Here is a 15,455-nt window from a genome sequence, read left to right on the forward strand (position 1 = left end):
CGAGACGTTGCCCCCTCCCGCACGCCGGCCGGGGGCGGCTGTGGCCAGCGCGGTCAGGGCCAAAGGCCGCGCAGAAGTACGTCCGGAAGAGGATCCGCCGCCCTTCCTGAGAATCTCCCGGGCCTCCGGCCGACACAGACCGCCGCTATCCCGCGCGCAGGGCCCCGACCCCACGGACCTGCCAGCTGTGGCGGGCCTTGGGTGCAATGGCCGTGGAGGCGCCAGGGGCTTGCGGGCGCTGGAGGTATCCCTCACGGACGACGCTGCGTTCTACGAAGGCGTCCTGCGTCCAGGGAATGAACTCGATCAGCGGCGGGGCGGCCGACAGGCCGACGCCGACAAGGTGCTGGTGGAGCTGCATCATGTCGCCGGCATGCGGTGCGACGCGCAGGCCGCGCGCTGCGGCAAGTCCGGCCACCTGCAGCCACTCGGTCACACCGCCGAGCCGGGTGGCGTCGGGCTGGACGACGCGGATCGCGTCGTGGCTGATGAAACTGTTGAACTGCTGGTAGCTGTAGATGCTTTCACCGGCGGCGATGTCGAGGCCTGTCGACCGCTGGACGGTGACATGGCCGCTGAGGTCGTCGGCGTGGAGCGGTTCCTCGACCCAGTCCATGCGAGTTTCCTCGAGGACGGGCATGATCCGGCACGCGGTCGACAGGTCCCACCGCTGATTGGCGTCGCACATCAGGGTCGCATCGTCGCCGAGTGCCGAGCGTACGGCTCGGACCCGGGCGGCGTCCTCGCGCCAGTCCGGCTTGCCGACCTTGACCTTCACCCGGCGCCAACCCTGGTCGATGAGGCCGGTCAGTCCGCGTACGAGGTCATCGACGGGGGAGTTGAGCCAGCCGGCGTCGGTGTTGTACGCCTCGATGGGGTCGGCAGATCCGCCGAGGAGACGCCACAGGGGGACGCCGGCGCGCTGTGCGGCGAGGTCCCAGAGCGCGATGTCGACCATGCCAAGGGCCATGTGTACGGGGCCGGCGCGTCCTATCCAGTGGGTCGGCAGCCAGTACAGGCGGTTCCAGGTGCCAAGGATGTCTTCACTGGAGGCACCGAGCAGGCTGGTGGCGTAGTAGTCGTCGATGACGGAGCACAAAAGTTCCGGAGCGGTGTGAACGCCGGAGATGCCGGTGCCGACCAGGCCGTCGCGGGTGCGGATCTCGACGACCGGCACCGTCCAGTGGTCCATGGCCGCGGTGGCGTCCGCGATGGGGCGGGTCAGTGGCACGGCGAGCGCGTACGTCTCCACCGAGACGATCTCGGCGGCCTCGTCACCGTGGACCAGGTCGCTGAGGGTGGGCGACAGCACACCGAGCACCTGCGGAGCAGCATCGGGCATGAGGTGTTCTTCTCCTTCACTACGTATCTGAGCCGGCCCCGCCGCCCCGCAGCGTCCACCCGTGGCTTCGGGAGGCACCGGGGACGATGGTGGACACACGCGCTTTCCGGCGGTCCGGCGGCCCGTTCATTGCAGCCAGCACCCACCTCACCGGGCAATAGTGGATCGCGGATGGCGGCCATCCGTGATCCGAGGGATGCCCGTCACCCGCTCGGCGGGACCGGAATAGTGCCCTTGGGCGGTGGCGCCGCCGCCACCAGGTCGATGAACGTCCTGGTGGCACGCGGAAGCGGCCGTTCGCTGTGCCACCAGATTCCGACGTCGCGGTGGCGATGCAGGTCGCGGATCGGACGATGCTCGAGCCCGTCCTGCCGGACCATCGACGCGGCAAGCAGGTTGACGACACCGACACCGAGCCCGGCCCGGACCATGGCGGCAAGCGTGGTGGGCTGTTGTGACACCTGCCCCATCGGCACCTCCACGTAGCTGGCGTGGAGCGCGGCCTCGGCCTCGTAGCCGAGATAGTTGTCGAGCAGGGGGTTTCCGATGGTGATGACCCGATGGGCGGCCACCTGTTCCAGCGCGACGGATTCCTCGGCCAGCAAGGGATGGCCGGTGGGAAGGAGGGCCACGAACGGCTCTCGCCACAGCGGGAGACAGGTCAGCGCCCGGTCGACGGGTTCGGGGCGCAGCGGCCGCAGCGCGACGGTGACGCGCCGGTCGGTCAGCGCGGTCTCGGTGGACTGGACGTCACCGTCGAAGATGCCGACCTCAAGTTCCGGATGATCCCTGTGCAGCTGCCGCACGATGGCCGGCAGGAAGGCGTCGCTCGCGCTGGCGAAGCTGGCGACCTTGAGCAGGCCGGTCAGCGGATCCCGGCCGTGGCGATGGCCGGTGAGATCGTCGACCGCGGCGAGCACCGCCCTGGCCTTGGGCAGCAGGGCACGTCCGTCCTCGGTCAGCGCGAGCGGCCGGATCCGGCGTTCGATCAGTGTGCAGCCCAGCGCCCGTTCGAGGTTGGCCACGTGTGCGGAGACGCGCGGCTGTGAGAGAGGTATGGCTTCGGCAGCCCTGGCGAAGCTGCCGGTGTCGACGACGTCGAGCCAGGTCTTCAGCCAGACCAGCTCTATCCCCATGGCGATCTCCGAATCAGGACTGCGCGGCCAGTTTCCCTTCCACCAGCGCCTGGATCGCCGAGGCCGCCGAGCCGCGCGCCCAGTCCTCAAAGGTGTGGGACTTCGCGACGATAGTGCAGTCGCCCGCCGAACCGAACGCGTGCGCCTCGAAGGCTTCGCGCAGCCGGACGCCGAAGAGGTCGTAGTTGGTGACGGATTCACCGGCCACGAGAATGCTGCCGGGGCCGACCAGGTTCGCCACGGTGGCCAGCGCGAGCCCGAGCACGGATCCGGCGCGCTCGAACGCGCCGCGGGCCTCGGCGTCGCCGTCGCGCGCCAATGCGACGGCCTCCCTCATGGTGAGCAGCGGGTCCTGCTTGGCCGCGCGGATGGCCTGGATGATGGCGCTCGACGAGGCGACGGTCTCGACGCAGCCGTGCCGTCCGCACGTGCACAGCAGGTCACTTGGGCCGAGCGGCAGGTGTCCGATCTCGCCGGCCACCCCGTGATCACCCGCGACGACGTCTCCGTTGACGTACAGACCGCAGCCGATGCCGGCGCCGATGGTCAGGATGGCGAACGAGTTCGTGTCGACGCCGATGCCGAACCACTCCTCTGCGATCGACAGCGCCCGGACGTCGTTGTCGACGTACACCGGCAGACCATGGCGTTCGTGGATAAGTTCGCGCAGCGGCACGTCCCGCCAGTTGAGCCGCGGTGATGTGCGCACGATCCCCAAGGCGCTGTCGACCTCGCCGGACACCGCCACTCCGGCGCCGAGGACTCGCTCGGCGTCCGGGCCGAGTTCGGCGAGCAGTGCGTCGATCATGGTGGCGACGCTGTCGGCGACGGCCGCCGGCACCGTGCTGGCGAGCGGACGGTGGATTGACTGCAGCACTTCGGCACGGAGGGTGGTGGCGACGCCGAAGATCTCGTCGACGCGCACCGTGATCCCGATCGCCAGCGCCGCTTGCGCCTGCACGCTGAGCGGCTGTACGGGGCGGCCGGGCGCTGCTGAACGGCGGTGGTCGTGGGCGGAGATGAGGCCCTGTTCGGTGAGGCGGGCGACCGCCTTGGTGACTGCGGTCTGCGACAGTCCGGTCCGCTGGGCGACCTCGATCCGCGGAATCGGGCCGCGCTTCAGGATCTCGGTCAGGACCGTCGTCACAGCAGGCGCTGTGGGCAGCCTGCCCCACTCGAGGCCCGACGCGACAGGGGCGCCGTCCGTCGAGCCGTCGTCGCGAGCTGCTCGCGCATCGCTCATGTCTCTCCCCGCTTTCCGCTACGGCAACGGTCTGCTGCCGACCATCTTCATTTCCTTCGCCATGTAAGGCAACCGTATCTGCCCAGGATGGTGCTGATGGATTACTGGACAACGAAATGTATTGAACTTATGGTCGCCTCACGCTGGCGAGCTGCCGGTGCGCTGCCGAAGTGCGGCTGCTCAAGGGAGACTTCATGGCAACGATGCTGAGGACCCGGCCGGGGAGGCGTGAACATGCCCTCCGCAAGGGCCAGTTGCGCAACCCGGCGCATCGCAACGACTGGCGGCTCGCGCTGCTGCTGATCGCACCGGCCGTGCTGGGCTTCGCGGTGTTTGCCGTCTATCCGACGCTGCGGGGCGTCTACCTCAGCTTCACGGACTTCAAGATCCTGACTCCGCCGGTCTGGACCGGCCTCGACAACATCAGGACGCTGATCGGTGACGAGAAGTTCTGGCACTCCCTGCGCGTGACGCTGTACTTCGTCGTCCTCTCCGTCGGGATAGGCCTCACCGTCTCGCTGATCACCGCCGTCGTACTGCACCGACTGACCAAGTCGACGGTGGTCCGAGGCCTGGTCATCCTGCCGTTCCTCATCTCCGGAGTGGTCGCAGGCCTGGTGTGGCAGTGGATGCTCGATCCACAGCTCGGGATCGTCAACGTGCTGATCGAGAAGATCACGGGCTCGCCGATCGAGTTCCTCGGCTCACAGACGTGGGCCATCCCCTCGGTGGCCCTGATCAGCGTGTGGAAGTCCATGGGCTACAGCACCGTACTGATCGTCGCAGGCCTGCAGACCATCTCGCCCGACGTCTACGAGGCGGGCCGGCTGGACGGCGCGAGCGAGATCCAGATGTTCTGGCGGCTGACCCTGCCGCTGCTGCGGCCGATCATGGCGATGGTCGTCGTCCTCAGCGTCATCAGTTCGTTCCAGGTGTTCGACATCGTCGCGGTCACCACCAAGGGCGGCCCGGCCGACGCGACGAACGTGCTGCAGATGTACATCTACGACAAGGCGTTCGGCCAGTTCGACTTCGGCTACGCGGCCACGATGTCGCTCGCCCTCTTCGCGATGCTCATCACCATCACCTTCCTCCAGATGCGCCTGCTGCGCGCCGACGAATCCGACACGAAGTGAGGCCGGCCATGACCGCCACAGCCGTCATCGCTCCAGAAGTCCAGGTGCCAAAGGATCCCGTGGCGCCCCGACGCCGACAGCGTCCACCGGTGGGCAGGGCCGTCGCCTGGATCTACATCACCGGATTCCTGCTGGTGACCATCTTTCCGTTCTACTGGATCCTGCGGACCGCGCTGTCGGACAACCACGCGCTGAGCAGCGCCCCGTCCTCCCTGCTGCCGACCGGCTTCTCGCTCAACGCCTTCGAGCGCGTCTTCGGCACGACCGATCAGACCGCGGCAATCGCGCAGGGCGGCTCGGGTGCCTCCCTCGACATCCCGCTCTTCCTGCGCAACTCGGTGATCTACGCGGGCCTGCTCACCGTCTGTGTGGTCACCTTCTCCGCCTTCGCCGCCTACGCCTTCGCACGGCTGCAATGGCGAGGACGCAACGTCGTCTTCTCCATCCTGCTCGCCGGCTTGATGGTGCCCGGCATTCTGATGCTGCTGCCCAACTTCGTGCTGATCAACGACCTCGGTCTGATCAACACCTTCGCCGGACTCATCCTGCCCGGTGCTCTGTTCTCCGCCTTCAACATCTTCTTCCTCCGCCAGTTCATGCTCGGGTTGAGCGGGGAAGTGGAAGAGGCCGCGGTCATCGACGGCGCCGGCCCTCTGAGAATCATGTTCCGCATCACTTTCCCGATGACATCGGGGCCGCTCACCACGCTGGCCATCCTCACCTTCATTGGGGCCTGGAACGACTACTTCTGGCCTCTGCTCGTCGCCAACAACGAGCAGGTCAGGCCGCTCACACTGGCGCTCGGCGTGTTCCAGCAGGCGTCCCCGACGTCACAGCCCGACTTCTCCGGCCTGATGGCCGCGACGTTGGTCGCGGCGATTCCCATGCTGCTGCTCTTCGTCGCTTTCGGTAAGCGGATCGTCAACTCCATCGGCTTCAGCGGGATCAAGTGACCCCGCCCGACACCCACTTGAGGCAATCCATGAGAACCAGGAAGTTCGCCGCCACCGCTGCCGGCGTCGCCGCCCTGCTTACCCTCACCGCCTGCGGCGGGGGCGGCAGCGCCGAGGGCGCGGGTGCCACGGTCAACTGGTGGACCTGGTCCCCCGACCAGGCCGCCGCCTACAGCAAGTGCGTACCTGGATTCGAGAAGGCCAACCCCGGCATCAAAGTAAAGATCACGAATTACAACGTGAACGACTACTTCACGAAGCTAACCGCAGGCTTCGTCGCCAAGGATGCCCCCGACGCCTTCCAGAACAGCGTGACCTACTTCCAGTCCTATGCGAGCCAGGGGCAGATCCTTCCCCTGGACGATCTCATCAAGAAGACCCACTACGACCTCGGCGTCTTCGCCGACGGCGTCGACCTGTGGAAGTACACCGACGGCAAGCAGTACGCGCTACCGCTGGACTGGGCGGCCAGCGCCCTCTACTTCAACCGGGACATGGCCAAGAAGGCAGGGCTGAAGGAGAAGGATCTCCAGAACCTCACCTGGAACACCAAGGACGGCGGCACCTTCCTGAAGCTGGTCAAGCACCTCACCGTCGACAAGAACGGCGTGCGTGGGGACGAGCCCGGCTTCGACAAGAAGAAGGTCAAGGTCTACGGCATCGGCACGATGGCCTCGGACGACAACCTCGGCCAGACGACCTGGGGGCCCTTTGCCTCCAGCACGGGCTTCAAGCTCACCGACAAGCCCAACTGGCCCAGCCGGTTCAACTACAAGGATCAGCGGTTCATCGACACGATGGACTTCATCCGGGGGCTGTCGGACGAAGGCTACTCGCCCAGGCTCGGCCAGTTCACCACCGGCACCGCGGACCAGATCGGCTCGGGTTCGGTGGCGATGGTCGCCGGCGGTTCCTGGGACGCGCCCGCACTGGCCAAGCTGTCCGGCGTGAAGGTCGGCACGACCCCCGTGGTGTCCTCGCCCGATGGCAAGCGCTCCGTTCTCAGCAACATGAACGGAAACAACATCTGGGCGGGCACCGACAAGCCCGAGCAGACCTGGAAGTGGGTCTCCTACATGGGCTCCGCGCAGTGCCAGTCGAAGGCGGCCGTCGTCAACGGCTCCTTCTTCCCCTCCATCAAGACCTCCATGGACGCCCTCGTCGCTTCCTCCGCGAAGAACGGTCTCGACCTGTCCGTCTTCGGCACGTACCAGACGAAGGGGGAGCTCTTCCCGGCTCCGGCCTACAGCAACGGCTCCAAGATGGAGGCCGAGATCAGGCCGCAGTTCGAGGCGTTCTTCATGCATCAGAAGAGTGCGAAGTTCTGGCCGGCGCTGCAGAACCAGACGAAGTCGATCATCGCCGACTGACTCCCGCACCGCCCCGCACACGGTCGGTCGGCGGGCATCGCTCCCGACCGGCCGGCACCACTCCACGATCCACGTGAGGAACCGTGTCAGACCTCGACCTCGACCACTCGGCGCCCGTGATCCAGCTGCGGGGCGGCTCCACCAGCTTCGTCGTCGAGCTCGGTGACCCGCTGCCGCGTGTCCTGCACTGGGGTGCCGACCTCGGCGAACTCTCCACCGCCGAGCTCGACGCCATCCGTGCCACGGCCCTGCCCAGCGTCACCCACAACTCCACCGACACGCCCCGCCTGTTGACGGTGCTACCCACCGAGGCGGACGCCTGGTCGGGCACCCCCGGCATCGAGGGTCACCTCCGCTCGACCGGAATGCCCTACCCGCGCTTCCGCCTCACGGGGCACACGCATGACGCGCAGGCATCGAGTCTCACCCTCCGGCTCCACAGCGACCTCGGCCTCGAACTGTCACTGCGCTACCAGCTCGACACACACGGCATCCTCGCGGTCGACGGCCGGCTCCACCGCCTGGCCGGCACTGCGGACGAGGTCGATGCCTTCGACCTCACCGCCCTCACTTTCCTGCTGCCGCTGCCCGAACGGGCAACGGAAATCGTCGACTTCACGGGCAAGTGGTCGCGTGAGCGCAGCCCGCAGCGCTACCCCCTCCCGTTCGGCACCCACCTGCGCGAGAGCCGGCGCGGACAGCCGTCGCTCGACTCCCCCTACCTGCTCCTGGCGGGCACGGGCGGATCCGGCTTCCGCACCGGCGAGGTCTGGGGCATGCACGTTGCCTGGAGCGGCAACCAGCGCTACTTCGTCGAGCAGCTCCCGGAGGGCGCCGGTGTGCACCGTTCGGTCGTCGGTGGAGGAGAACTCCTGCTGCCGGGCGAAGTCACCCTCGGCGACGGCGACTCATACGACAGCCCCACGCTCTACTTCGCCTGGTCCGACCGGGGCATGGACGGTATCGCCGACCGGTTCCACGACTTCCTCAGGTCCCGGCCGCACCACCCGGCAAGCCCTCGGCCACTGGTGCTCAACACCTGGGAAGCGGTCTACTTCGAGCACGACCTCGAAACCCTGTCGGGACTCGTCGACCGCGCAGCCTCGGTCGGTGTGGAACGCGTCGTCCTCGACGACGGCTGGTTCCTCGGCCGCCGTAACGACCGCACCGGCCTCGGCGACTGGTTCGTCGACCCTGATGTCTGGCCGGACGGCCTGTCCCCACTGGTCGAGCGGGTGCGCTCGCACGGCATGGAGTTCGGCCTCTGGCTCGAACCCGAGATGATCAATCTCAGCTCACGCCTCGCACAGGAACACCCCGACTGGATCTTGGCCCCGCCGTCCGGCGCGGGACCCTCGATCCGGCACCAGCACGTCCTCAACATCGCCCACGAGGACGCCTGGAAGTTCCTGTATGAGCGGATCGACACCCTGGTGTCGCAGTACGGGATCGACTACATCAAGTGGGACCACAACCGTGAACTCCACGAAGCGAGCACCCGCGCCGACGGCGGCGGCCGGGCGGGTGTCCGAGCCCAGACCGAGGCGCTCTACCGGTTGCTCGACGCCCTGCGCACCCGGCACCGCGGCCTGGAGATCGAATCCTGCGCGAGCGGCGGCGGCCGCATCGACCTCGGCATCCTCCAGCACACCGACCGCGTCTGGGCCTCCGACTGCAACGACCCCGTCGAACGCCAGCACATCCAGCGATGGACCGGTCAGCTCCTCCCGCCCGAGCTGATGGGCACCCACGTGGGCGCCACCGAGGCGCACACGACACGCCGCGTCACCTCGCTGTCGTTCCGGCTCGCCACCGCGCTGTTCGGACACGCAGGAATCGAGCAGAACCTGAATACGTGCGATGACGACGAGTTGAGCGCGATCCGTGCCTGGGCCGAGCTCTACAAGGAGCTGCGACCGCTCCTGCACAGCGGGCGTGTCGTCCGGGCCGACCTCGCGGACGAACAGACCTTGCTGCACGGCGTCGTCGCCGACGACGGGACATCCGCGCTCTTCGCCTGGGCGCGGCTCGGCACGTCGGCCGCGGTCACCTCGGGACGGGTCCCGGTGCCCGGCCTCGCCCCGGATCGCCGCTACAAGGTCCGCACACGCGCCGAGATCGGCCTGCCGGCGCTGCACGAACACCCGCCCGGCTGGCTCACCGCAGCCGACGAGGGTTCGTTGAGGCTCAGCGGCCACACCTTGTCCACGCTGGGCCTGCCCATGCCGACGCTCCAGCCCCAACAGGCGCTGCTGCTGCAGTTCGACGCCATCTGAGGCCCACCATGACACCGAAAGCCAGCCACATGCCCCTGAACGCCTTCGCCGGAACCGACCACTCCGACCCCATCACGCCCCTGCCAGCCGGCTCACTCTGGTACAGGGCGCCAGCCGCCAGGTGGTTCGAGGCCCTGCCCATCGGCAACGGCAGGCTAGGAGGCATGGTCTACGGCGGCACGGATGTCGACCGCATCCAACTGTCGGAATCCACCGCGTGGTCCGGCGCACCGTCCGAGACGGACGTCAGCGAGAGCGGCCGTGAGCAACTCGCCACCATCCGCGCTCTGCTGTTCGCCGGTGAGCACGCTAAGGCACAAGAACTGTCGGCGGAACACCTGTTGGGCCACCCGACGTCCTTTGGCACCAACCTGCCGCTCCCGGAGGTACGGATCGAGCACCTCGCCACCGGCCCCGTCCAGGACTACCGCCGCAGTCTCAGTCTCGACGACGGCATCGTGCAATCCAGCTTCACCCGCTCCGACGTCACGTACGCCACCGAGGTGCTTGCGTCGCACCCCGCTCGCGTCGTGGCCTACCGGGTTGCCGCCTCCACACCTGGAGCCCTCAGTCTCCAAGTCGGTGTGGGCGAAGCCGTCTTCCCGCTCACGAGGCGCACCGCCGACGGTGATCTGGTGCTGTCGGGGCGGGCCGTCGAAACGCTGCACAGCAACGGCCGGGACGGCGTCGACCTCACTATCCGGATCCGCCTCGTGGCCGACGGCGGCACTCAGGACACGTACGACAACACCCTGCGCCTCGACGGCGCGGACGCCGCGACCCTCCTCGTCGCGGTCGGCACCAGCTGGCGAGGCGGCACCCCGGATTCCGACGCGGCCACGGCTCTGAACGCGGCGGCCCGGCAGGAATGGCCCCACCTGCGTGCCGCCCATGTCGCCGACGTGTCCGCGCTGATGGGACGCGCGGCTCTCGACCTCGGTCGCACCGATCCCGCCCTGGGTGCGCTGCCCACCGATGAGCGCCGCGATCTGCTGGCCCGCGGCGGCGAGGACCCCGAACTGCTCGCGCTCTACTTCCAGTACGGGCGCTATCTCACCGTCGCCGGGTCCCGCCATGACTCGCCGCTGCCGCTCGCGCTGCAGGGGCTGTGGAACGACGGCCTGGCCAGCAGCGCATCGTGGACGAACGACTTCCACCTTGACATGAACACCCAGCAGAACTACTGGGCGGCCGAGCCGACCGGACTCCCCGAATGCCAGGAGCCGTTGCTGCGCCTCGTCGAGAACCTGCGCCGGTCCGGGCGGGACACGGCGTCGCGGCTCTACGGCGCTCGCGGCTGGGTCGCCCACACGGTCACCAACGCCTGGGGGTACACCGCCCCCGGCCGCGGCATGGGCTGGGGCCTCAACGTGACCGGCGGCGCCTGGATCGCCTTGCAGCACTGGGAGCGATGGGAGTACGGGCAGGACACGGACTTCCTACGAGAACGGGCCTACCCCGTCCTCAAGGAAGCCGCCGAATTCTTCCTCGACTATCTCGTTCCCGAGCCCGAGCACGGCTGGCTGGTCACCGGCCCCTCCGACTCACCGGAGAACTGGTACCTCGCACCCTCCGGCGCCGAATGCTCCGTCTCCATGGGACCGACCGCCGACCGCGTCTTCGTCGAAGCGGTCTTCCGGATGTGCGAGGAGGCTTCCCACCACCTCGACGTCGACGCCGCGTTTCGTGAGCGGATCGCCGAGACCCGCCGGCGGCTCGCCCCGTTCCGGATCGGGCGCCACGGGCAGCTGCAGGAATGGCTCCACGACTTCGAGGAGGCCGTGCCGAGCCACCGTCACACCTCCCACCTCATGGCGCTTTACCCCGAGCGCCAGATCTCACCGCGCACCACACCCGAACTGGCCGAGGCGGCACGCGTGACCATCGACCGGCGCGAGGCGGCACCCGGCTGGGAACAGACCGAGTGGGCTGAGGCGAACTTCATCGCCTACTACGCGCGGCTCCTCGACGGCGACACCGCACTCCACCACGTCCGCAGCCTTGTCGCGGACGCGAGCGAGGCCAACTTGCTCTCCTTCTCACGCGGTGGCGTGGCTGGCGCCGCCCAGAACATCTACTCCTTCGACGGCAACGCGGGCGGCACCGCGGGCATCGCCGAGATGCTGCTGCAGTCCGACGGCGCTGACACCGAACTCCTCCCGGCCCTGCCGGCCGCCTGGCCGCACGGGCACGTCCGCGGGCTGCGCGCGCGAGGCGGCATCCACGTGGACATCACCTGGTCCGGCGGCCGACTGCAGCGCGCCACTCTCCGCGCCGCGGCGCCGCGACAGGTCCGGGTCCGCTACAGGGACAACTCCCTCGCCCTGAGCCTCCTCCCGGGACAATCCTGCGAGGTGACGCCGGACCACTGAACCCCCGCGTCGATTCCTTTCGCGAAAGTCGGCCATCCGCACTTCGATGTTGTCCGCCGCGGCCGCCTGGCTGAATCCTGTCCGTACCGTCCGCCCTCTGAAGTCGGGAGACACCGTGCCGAACACACCCCGCGACATCGCGACCGGCACCTCGCGTGTCGAGATCGGCGAGCACGGCCTGCGCCTGCCACGTATCGGACTCGGAACCGCGTCCCTCGGCAACTTCCTCGGTGCCGTCACCGACGAACAGGCCGTCGACACGATCCGCCATGCACGCGACCGCGGGATCCGCTACGTCGACACGGCGCCGCTGTACGGCCACGGCCTGGCCGAACAGCGCGTCGGCAGCGCCCTGAGAGACACGCCGCGCGAGGACCTCGTCATCTCCTCCAAGGTCGGCCGACTGCTGCGGGCCGACGCACCCCGGGACGAGAGCCAGTACGCCGATGGACAACCCTTCTACACCGACGTCCCCGCAACGGGCCCCGTCTGGGACTTCACCTATGACGGGGTACGAACCTCTCTGGCGGAGAGCCTTGACCGGCTCGACCTGGACCGCGTCGACATCCTGCACCTGCACGACCCCGACGACCACTATGAGCAGGCCTCCTCGACCGCCTACGCGGCCCTGAGGGACCTGCGCGCCAAGGGAACGGTCAAGGCAATCGGCGCCGGAATGAACCGCACGCCGGTGCTGACCCGGCTGGTGGAGAACTGCGACCTCGACGTCGTCCTGCTCGCCGGCCGCTACACCCTGCTCGACCAGGGTGCGATGGCAGACCTCCTCCCCGCCTGCCGCGAACACGGCACCAAGGTCGTCGTCGGCGGCGTGTTCAACAGCGGCATCCTCGTGGATCCATCGCCGCAGGCCCGGTACGACTACGTCCCCGCCGCACCCGCCGTCATCGCAAAGGCAGCGCGGATTCAAGCCGTCTGCGACCGCTACGACGTCCCTCTCGCGGCGGCCGCCCTGCAGTTCCCCCTCGCTCATCCGCAGATCGCCAGTGTTCTGGTCGGTGCCCGGTCCCTCGCGGAGCTGGACATGGATCTCAGCTTGCTGGAAGTGGTCATACCCGACGCCCTCTGGCACGACCTGCGCGCGAGTGGGTTGCTGCCCGAAGACGTTCCCGTCCCAGTGGGCCCGCCGGCCACCGGCCTGGAGAGGACTGCCCGATGACCGCGCGGCACGCCGTGCGCATCGACGCACACCAACACTTCTGGGACCCCAAACGGTTCACCTATCCGTGGATGGAGGGCGCGGTGCTAGACCCCGTGCGCCGCCCTTTCACACCCGATGACCTCGCCCAGGATCTCGCGACCCACGGCATCGACGGCACCGTCCTGGTACAGACCGTGTCTGCCCTTCCCGAGACCCGGATGTTCCTCGACATCGCCCGCGAGACCCCGTTCGTGCACGGCGTTGTGGGCTGGGTCGATCTCACCGCCCCGGACGTCGGCGATGAACTCGACGAACTGCTCGAAGAATATGGCCGGTTGCTTGTTGGCATCCGTCATCAGGTCCACGACGAGGACGACCCGCACTGGCTCGACCGGCCGGACGTCCGGCACGGACTCCGTGAGATCGCGGCCCGCGGCCTTGTCTACGAGCTGCTCGTGCGTACCCGTGAACTCCCGGCGGCCACCGCCACCGTGGCTGCCCTTCCTGACCTGCACTTCGTGCTCGACCACATCGCCAAGCCACACATAGCCGCCGGCTGGGACGACCCGTGGGCGTCCGCCGTCGCGCGCCTGGCCGAACACCCCAATGTCGACGTCAAGTTGTCCGGCATGGTCACCGAGGCCGACTGGCAGGACTGGACGCCAAGAACACTGCAGCCATTCGTCGACCACATCCTCAGCGCCTTCACCGTCCAGCGCGTGATGTTCGGCTCGGACTGGCCCGTCTGCCTCCTCGCGGCCGGAAGTTACAGCGATGTCGCAGACGCGCTCGCCGACACCCTCGGCGGCCTGAGTGCCGCGGAGAACGAGCAGGTCTTCGGACGAAACGCCCAGCAGCGCTACCGGCTGCCGGGCGTGTAGGGCACACCCCAGATGCGCCTGTGATGCCACCCCGCATGGGCTTCCTTATGAAAGGTGATCCCGTGAGGTACAGCCCGTCGCTTTCGCCGCGGACTCTCCGTGGCGGACGTCATCACCCTGAACCTGATGTCCACGACCCTCCCCTCCCGAGCCAAGAGCGACTTCAGCGTCAAGCCGTTCATGGGCCGGAGCAGTTGGAGCGTCGAGTCCTCCAGTCAGCCGGGCTATGGCACGAAGTGGCTCACCGAGGAACACATTAAGCAGATCACGGACGCCGTGGCCGCGAATCTGAGGGGTTCCGGCTACACCAACATCAACCTGGACGTCGGCTGGAACGCCACGTGGCACTGGCAGTCCCGTGCCGACGCCACCACTCATCGCGGCGCAGCAGATTCGGACTCGCCGGGGCGAGGTCGTCTTCGATGAAGGCGTACAAGGGCACACTGTTTGGTGCGGTCATCGTGCTGATCTTCGAGTTTCGACACCTCGAAGATCAGCCGGTGGCCGTTCATCTATGCGGGCATCATCCCGGCGCCGGCGCAAACCCGCGGATCAGGTTGAACCCGTACACCACTTCCCTGGAGCACCCCGTATCTTTGCCATCTGTGTCAACTGTCGTTAGGCGTCAGAGTGTGACAAGTGATCAGGTGCTGACAGTGATGCGGGAGGGGTGTGGCGGGGCGTGACCGTAAGAAATCGGCGATCGTCTGTGACAGGCGCGAGGTCCTGACAACCGCACAAGGCGGGAGCCCCCACACCGGTGTCGTCCGGCCTCGGCCGCGGTTGAGCATGTCGTGACCATGGTCGGTCAGATTGCGTTGATCGCTGCAGGTGCTCGCTCCGCAAGGACAACCCTTAGCCAGCCCGGAATCATGTAACTCATGCCGTACTTCCCCTGTGTCTCAACGCCCCGCTGGCAGGCGCGAAGTTGCCCTTATGCGATCAAGAACCCTAGTGGACACGGATAACAGTGGTGCACGTGGGAAGCGAGCCAGCCCGCTGGCCGGCACCGCGGGCCAATTCAGGGCTGGGCGTAAACCCTGTTCCCGGCCGGACAGCCTGCCGGTCCACGAGTTCACGGCCGGGCCTCCTGCGCCGCGCGGACGGTGGCCGCGGCGAGCGCGCCTGTGCGTGTCCTCCAGAGTCAGCGCGGGCAGCAGCGGAGCCGGCGCAACGGGGTCCGTGAAGTCGGTAGACCAGTCGAGCGCGAGATCATCCATGAACGGGTCAACGGCACCTTGTGGAAGAGGTTGCGGAGGCCCACTGCGCGACCTGAGGGAATGCGGCGGCCCTCACTCGTCCATGTCGTCGATGTGGTCTTGCAAGACGCATGCAATTGCCTGGGTGTCTCCGGAAGGGGGGATCTGTCCGTAATCAGTGGCCCCTTGGTCCAGTGCCAAATCGCTTGTGAAGTAAACGAGATCAGGCGACGGTGCGTAGAAGTCACGAATCCATCGGGCAAGGAGGGCGGCCTCCGTGGCAGACGCCTTGAGAGCCAAAACCGAACCGACCTTCGGGTACGGCATTGTCCCTCCCCTCGTAGCGTGAAGACCGTGGCTGCAGGGGAAGTTGGGAGTCATGACGGAG

Annotated in this window: 11 protein-coding genes; 8 read left to right on the forward strand and 3 right to left on the reverse strand. The window is 67.7% G+C overall.

Annotated elements, in window-relative coordinates; genetic code table 11:
* Positions 1 to 145: 145 nt before the first annotated feature.
* From CG723_RS44670 to CG723_RS44680, 3 genes are all read right to left on the reverse strand, one after another.
* Positions 146 to 1,342: a mandelate racemase/muconate lactonizing enzyme family protein gene (locus CG723_RS44670; protein WP_100599294.1), complete on the reverse strand. Its 1,197-nt coding sequence runs from the start codon at positions 1,340 to 1,342 to the stop codon at positions 146 to 148.
* A 203-nt stretch (positions 1,343 to 1,545) separates the two neighbouring features.
* Positions 1,546 to 2,478, reverse strand: coding sequence for a LysR family transcriptional regulator (locus CG723_RS44675; RefSeq protein WP_100599295.1), 933 nt, complete (start codon positions 2,476 to 2,478; stop codon positions 1,546 to 1,548).
* A gap of 13 nt (positions 2,479 to 2,491) precedes the next feature.
* Entirely contained in the window at positions 2,492 to 3,721 is a 1,230-nt protein-coding gene (locus CG723_RS44680; RefSeq protein WP_100599296.1) for an ROK family transcriptional regulator, read from the reverse strand.
* Positions 3,722 to 3,915: 194 nt separating this feature from the next.
* On the opposite strand from CG723_RS44680, the gene CG723_RS44685 reads away from it, so the two are divergent.
* The 8 genes from CG723_RS44685 (at position 3,916) to CG723_RS44720 (ending at position 14,294) form a co-directional block, all read left to right on the forward strand.
* Positions 3,916 to 4,857, forward strand: coding sequence for a carbohydrate ABC transporter permease (locus CG723_RS44685; RefSeq protein ID WP_100599305.1), 942 nt, complete (start codon positions 3,916 to 3,918; stop codon positions 4,855 to 4,857).
* An 8-nt stretch (positions 4,858 to 4,865) separates the two neighbouring features.
* Positions 4,866 to 5,810 carry a carbohydrate ABC transporter permease gene (locus CG723_RS44690; protein ID WP_100599297.1) on the forward strand — a complete coding sequence of 315 codons (945 nt, stop codon included), beginning with the start codon at positions 4,866 to 4,868 and terminating at the stop codon, positions 5,808 to 5,810.
* Between the two features lie 29 nt (positions 5,811 to 5,839).
* Complete coding sequence (locus tag CG723_RS44695; RefSeq protein WP_100599298.1) at positions 5,840 to 7,180, forward strand: ABC transporter substrate-binding protein; 1,341 nt, start codon at positions 5,840 to 5,842, stop codon at positions 7,178 to 7,180.
* 83 nt (positions 7,181 to 7,263) lie between these two features.
* Positions 7,264 to 9,456 carry an alpha-galactosidase gene (locus CG723_RS44700; RefSeq protein WP_234374868.1) on the forward strand — a complete coding sequence of 731 codons (2,193 nt, stop codon included), beginning with the start codon at positions 7,264 to 7,266 and terminating at the stop codon, positions 9,454 to 9,456.
* Positions 9,457 to 9,485: 29 nt separating this feature from the next.
* Positions 9,486 to 11,828: a glycoside hydrolase family 95 protein gene (locus CG723_RS44705; protein WP_100599299.1), complete on the forward strand. Its 2,343-nt coding sequence runs from the start codon at positions 9,486 to 9,488 to the stop codon at positions 11,826 to 11,828.
* A gap of 115 nt (positions 11,829 to 11,943) precedes the next feature.
* Entirely contained in the window at positions 11,944 to 13,005 is a 1,062-nt protein-coding gene (locus CG723_RS44710; protein WP_234374869.1) for an aldo/keto reductase, read from the forward strand.
* Complete coding sequence (locus CG723_RS44715) at positions 13,002 to 13,868, forward strand: amidohydrolase family protein (protein ID WP_100599301.1); 867 nt, start codon at positions 13,002 to 13,004, stop codon at positions 13,866 to 13,868. The genes CG723_RS44710 and CG723_RS44715 overlap by 4 nt, the downstream gene beginning before the upstream one ends.
* Positions 13,869 to 13,994: 126 nt before the next feature.
* Positions 13,995 to 14,294, forward strand: a complete 300-nt coding sequence (locus tag CG723_RS44720) for a hypothetical protein (protein ID WP_159032716.1) — start codon at positions 13,995 to 13,997, stop codon at positions 14,292 to 14,294.
* Positions 14,295 to 15,455 lie beyond the last annotated feature (1,161 nt).

This window comes from Streptomyces sp. CB01635 (assembly GCF_002803065.1).
Lineage (GTDB): Bacteria > Actinomycetota > Actinomycetes > Streptomycetales > Streptomycetaceae > Streptomyces.

Coding starts and splice junctions, on each gene's coding strand:
- CG723_RS44675 (WP_100599295.1), bottom strand. CDS start 2,478: ATGGGGATAGAGCTGGTCTGGCTGAAGACCTGGCTCGACGTCGTCGAC.
- CG723_RS44720 (WP_159032716.1), top strand. CDS start 13,995: ATGTCCACGACCCTCCCCTCCCGAGCCAAGAGCGACTTCAGCGTCAAG.
- CG723_RS44690 (WP_100599297.1), top strand. CDS start 4,866: ATGACCGCCACAGCCGTCATCGCTCCAGAAGTCCAGGTGCCAAAGGAT.
- CG723_RS44715 (WP_100599301.1), top strand. CDS start 13,002: ATGACCGCGCGGCACGCCGTGCGCATCGACGCACACCAACACTTCTGG.
- CG723_RS44705 (WP_100599299.1), top strand. CDS start 9,486: ATGCCCCTGAACGCCTTCGCCGGAACCGACCACTCCGACCCCATCACG.
- CG723_RS44670 (WP_100599294.1), bottom strand. CDS start 1,342: ATGCCCGATGCTGCTCCGCAGGTGCTCGGTGTGCTGTCGCCCACCCTC.
- CG723_RS44680 (WP_100599296.1), bottom strand. CDS start 3,721: ATGAGCGATGCGCGAGCAGCTCGCGACGACGGCTCGACGGACGGCGCC.
- CG723_RS44695 (WP_100599298.1), top strand. CDS start 5,840: ATGAGAACCAGGAAGTTCGCCGCCACCGCTGCCGGCGTCGCCGCCCTG.
- CG723_RS44685 (WP_100599305.1), top strand. CDS start 3,916: ATGGCAACGATGCTGAGGACCCGGCCGGGGAGGCGTGAACATGCCCTC.